The organism is Nonomuraea terrae, assembly GCF_004348995.1.
GTDB classification, from domain to species: domain Bacteria; phylum Actinomycetota; class Actinomycetes; order Streptosporangiales; family Streptosporangiaceae; genus Nonomuraea; species Nonomuraea terrae.
On record NZ_SMKQ01000400.1, the window covers coordinates 1 to 2,982 of the forward strand.

The following is a 2,982-nucleotide window of genomic DNA, read 5'->3' on the forward strand; positions in this document are numbered from 1 at the left end:
ACCCCACCCCTGACCACCGCCCACCCGGCGCCCGGCTCGGCGGCTTGACCTTTGGTCCGGACCAGGGTGCGTCGTGCCCCCGGGTGACCGCGCGGCTCGTGATGCGGATTCGGGCCCACGGCGTGGCGTGCGTCCCGGGTGACAGGTCGGCCCGTGCTCCGGCCTGGGTCTGACTGCCCTGCCGGCCCACCCCACGTTGCCACCCCGACTCGATGAGGAGAACACCATGTGCAGGCCTTCGGCGCCCATGCGGGCTGGAGCGTGCCGCCGGCCGGCGCGGCGGGCCTTGGCCGGCGTCATGCGGCGGAGCGCATCCCCTTCCCCGACGTCCCGTTGCACCGCCGTGCGCGGCGCTCGGCCTGTGACGTTGTGCCGTGCGGCGAGCGCCCGCCGGCGCTCCGCGACTGTCGTGGCGCCTGCCACCGGCCTGGCCGCCGTGCCCGCCGTGAGGTCCGCCGCGCCTGTCCCGGGTGGCGCCGACCGGACCGTCGTGGTGTCCGCCGGAGGGTTCCGGTGACGCCCGTACTCGTGCTGGCCGCGCACGGGACGCGTAGCGCGGCGGGGGAGCACACGCTGGCGGCGCTGGCCGAGACGGTCAGGAGGGTCCGGCCCGGGCAGGGTGTGGAGCTGAGCTACCTGGAGATCAGCTCGCCTCTGCTGGGAGAGGTCCTGCCCGCGGTGCGCGGCCCGGTGGTCGTGGTGCCGCTGCTGCTGGCCGGCGGCTACCACGCGCACATCGACCTGCCGGCCGTCGTCGCCGACCACCGTCCCGACGCGGTGGTGTCCGGATGGCTGGGGCCGCACCGGCTGCTGACCTCGGCGCTGGCGCGCAAGCTGGCGCGCGCCGGCCTGCGCGCCACCGACGCCGTCCTGCTGGGAGCGGCCGGCTCGTCCGACCCCGCGGCCCTGGCCGACGTGCGCGCGGCCGCCCACCGGCTCGCCGTACGGCTGGCCCGCCCGGTGACGGCCGCGTTCGCCTCGGCCGGCACGCCGTCGCTGGAGGAGGCCAGGGAACGGCTCGGCTCCACCCCGGCCGCCCGCGTGGCCATCGCCTCGTACGTACTCGCGCCCGGCTTCTTCCACGACCGGCTCGTCGCGGCCGGCGCGGGACTGGTGAGCGAACCGCTGGGCGCCGACCCCGACGTCGCCGCCCTCATCTGGCACCGCTACGACGAGGCGCTGAGCCGCGCCGCCCGGCCACGCACCCTCCGCCGCGCCTGACCCACTCCACGCACCCGCATGCCGCGCGCCGGCTCTGAGCCGCGGCGCGAAACCGCGTACACCGTCGCAGGGCCGTGAGACGCCTCTGGTGCCCTCACGGCCCTGCGACGGTGGTCAGGCCGGGTTCAGGATGGGCTCCAGGCGGAGTTCGCGGACGATGCCTCGGGCGCCGGCGTCGCGCTCCGGGCCGTCGCTCGCGCCCGCGAACATCTCCAGGTGAGCCCGGTGGAAGCAGCCCGCGAGAAGCAGTCGCGCGCTGGCCTCAGGATCGACGTCCGGCCGCACCCGCCCGAGCCGCCGCTCCGCCTCCAGGTACGCCGCGACCGGCGCGACCTCGGTCTCCGGCCCGAGTCCCGCCTCCCGCAGCGCGTCACGGAAGCGCACCGTCACGCGGGGCGAGGTGAACGCCGGCTGGGCCGCGCCCTGCACCGCCAGGTAGTAGTCGATGCCCGCCCGCGCCACCTGCAGCAGGTTGTCGGCGACGTCGCCCTTGCCGGCGCGGTGGGAGAGGTCGTGCAGGATGCTCAGCCACAGCGGCATCCGGTCCTGCAGCAGGGCCAGGTAGTGGTCGAGGGAGCCCCCGGCGCGGTCGTTGCGCAGCGAGAGGGCCATCTCCAGGATGCGCCGCCTGGCGTCCTGGCTCCTGCGATGGGGGTCTACGTGGGAAGTCGCCATGGCGTGCCTAACGTGCGCGGTCAGGTGACAGGCATCGCGTGCGAAGCCGGGTGCGGGGGATCGCCAGGACCCCCGCCTGTGGTGGAGAGGTTTCTGATTATTACCTGAAACAACGAAAAATTGACAGTTTACGCCCTGAGCATCAGCTGTCCGTGCCGCGGTCCCTGCGCCGCAGGTACCGCTCGAACTCGGCCGCGATCGCGTCGCCGCTGGCCTCGGGGAGCTCGGCGGCGTCCTTGCGCTCTTCCAGCTCCTTGACGTAGTCGGCCACCTCGCTGTCCTGGGAGGCGAGCTCGTCCACGCCGTGCTCCCACGCCCTGGCCTCCTCGTCGAGGTCGCCCAGCGGCATCGGGATCTCCAGAACGTCCTCCAGCCGGCGCAGCAGCGCGAGGGTGGCCTTCGGGTTGGGCGGCTGGGCGACGTAGTGGGGCACCGACGCCCACAGCGAGATCGCGTCGAGCCCGGCCTGCGCGAACGTGTGGCCGAGCACGCCCACGATGCCCGTCGGCCCCTCGTAGCGGCTCAGCTCCAGGTTGATCGAACGGGCGAGCCCCTCGTTGGTCGCGCTGCCGAGGATCGGCACGGGCCGGGTGTGGGGCGAGTCGTTGAGCAGCGCGCCCAGCATGACGGCCAGCTCGACGCCCAGCTCGCGGCAGATGTAGATGATGTCGGCGCAGAAGGAGCGCCAGCGCATGTTGGGCTCGATGCCGCGCAGCAGCACCACGTCGCGCTCGACGCCCGGCGGGCGGGCGCGCAGCAGCCGGGTCGTCGGCCACACGATCGACGTGGTCATCCCGTCGTTCAGCTCGACCGACGGCCTGGTCACCTGGAAGTCGTAATAGTCGTCGGGGTCGAGCGAGATGAGAGGCTCGGCCTTCCAGGCGGACTCGAGATGGGCGATCACACCGCTGGAGGCCTCACCCGCGTCGTTCCAGCCCTCGAACGCGGCTATCAGCACCGGGTCGACGAGCTCGGGGAGCCCTTCGAGCTCTATCACGTGTCGCCTCCACTTCCATCGTCCCGCTAAGCCTATGCGGTGCGGACGCGTCGCCGTCACCGACTCTCCCCCCGAATCCTCCCCGCCCC

Annotated in this window: 3 protein-coding genes; 1 reads left to right on the forward strand and 2 read right to left on the reverse strand. The window is 73.7% G+C overall.

What is annotated here, in order from left to right:
• Positions 1-513 precede the first annotated feature (513 nt).
• Positions 514-1,221, forward strand: a complete 708-nt coding sequence (locus E1286_RS46820) for a sirohydrochlorin chelatase (RefSeq protein WP_132623814.1) — start codon at positions 514-516, stop codon at positions 1,219-1,221.
• 114 nt (positions 1,222-1,335) lie between these two features.
• Here E1286_RS46820 and E1286_RS46825 read toward each other — a convergent pair whose 3' ends face one another.
• A complete protein-coding gene (locus E1286_RS46825) occupies positions 1,336-1,896 on the reverse strand; it encodes a hypothetical protein (protein ID WP_132623816.1) in 561 nt (186 codons plus the stop codon).
• A 142-nt stretch (positions 1,897-2,038) separates the two neighbouring features.
• Positions 2,039-2,893, reverse strand: coding sequence for a PAC2 family protein (locus E1286_RS46830; RefSeq protein WP_132623818.1), 855 nt, complete (start codon positions 2,891-2,893; stop codon positions 2,039-2,041).
• Between the last annotated feature and the right edge of the window lie 89 nt (positions 2,894-2,982).

What these genes read in the sequence shown, in the direction of transcription:
- E1286_RS46825 (WP_132623816.1), bottom strand. Translation starts at nt 1,896, where the DNA reads ATGGCGACTTCCCACGTAGACCCCCATCGCAGGAGCCAGGACGCCAGG.